General features: G+C 51.8%; 1 protein-coding gene. It reads left to right on the top strand.

The annotated features are described in order from the left end of the window. Window positions 1–112: 112 nt before the first annotated feature. The coding region (locus ACFPOH_RS10945; RefSeq protein ID WP_390309656.1) for an IS701 family transposase at window positions 113–1,160 on the top strand (1,048 nt) is incomplete at its 3' end.

Genomic DNA, 1,160 nt, shown 5'->3' with positions numbered 1-1,160 from the left:
AGCAAATTCACTTACATAAATTGACAACTAAACAAAAAAGGAGACATGAACCGGACTCCTTGGGTAAAATAGATGTGCTCAAAACCCATTCACACAAGGAGGTTCATGTCTCATGAATAGATTAGCACATCACCAAGGAATCCACAAGTTTTTCTTCACGCTGGGGTTGACGCTGCAGCTTTCCAAACCGGTCATCAAGCATCTCATTCATATTGTCGATGCCTTGACCACCAAGGGATTCTCGGGAACATTGACTGATATTCATTACTGGAGCTTTCATCCGAATCATCGAACGACGCTCCGTCACTTTTTCACGAAAAGCCCTTGGAACGAGGAAAGGCTGCTTGGGAAGCTTCAAGAGTGGATCCTTTCCCAGGTCGAACGACTGGCCAAACGGAAGAATCAACCCCTTTTGGTTTCGATTGATGATACGATTTGCCAAAAAACAAAGCCTTCGTCACGGGCTGTGCACGCCATTCAAGGGTGCGACTGGCACTACTCGCATAAAGATCATCAATCGGTCTGGGGGCATTCGCTCGTTTGGCTGATGGTGCACACCTTCACGCAGGCGTTCCCATTTGCGTTCCGCCTGTATGACAAGAAAGCGGGAAAAAGCAAGATCGACCTGGCGATCGAGATGCTTTCCTCGCTCAAGGTGAAGCGGGCTCAGCCGGTGTATGTGCTCATGGATTCGTGGTATCCGTCCAAAAAGCTCATCGAAGCCTGTCTGAAACAGGGATTCCATGTCATCGCGATGCTCAAGACGAACCGGATTCTCTACCCGAAAGGCATCGCCATCCAAGCCAAGCAGTTTGCCCGCTATATCGAGTCCAAAGACACCCGCCTCGTCACGGTGGGGCAGGAGCGTTATCGCGTGTATCGCTATGAGGGGGCCATCCATGGCCTCGATGACGCGGTGGTGCTGCTGGCTTGGAAGGCGGATCAGCCGATGGCGCCGGAACATCTTCATTGCATCTTGAGCACCGACCGGGAACTCGGGGACGAAGACATCTTGCGTTACTATGCTCAGCGTTGGACGATCGAGTGCTTTTTCCGGCAGGCGAAAGATCAACTGAAGCTGGATGGATACCGCGTTCGCCACATTCGGGCGGTGAAACGGTATTGGGCGGTGGTGCTGCTCTCCTGCGTGTACAGCATCG

The organism is Ureibacillus suwonensis (assembly GCF_042655065.1).
Taxonomy (GTDB): Bacteria; Bacillota; Bacilli; order Bacillales_A; family Planococcaceae; genus Ureibacillus; species Ureibacillus suwonensis.
The sequence above is the reverse complement of the archived record's forward strand: the minus strand, read 5'-3'. Positions and strand labels throughout refer to the sequence as shown.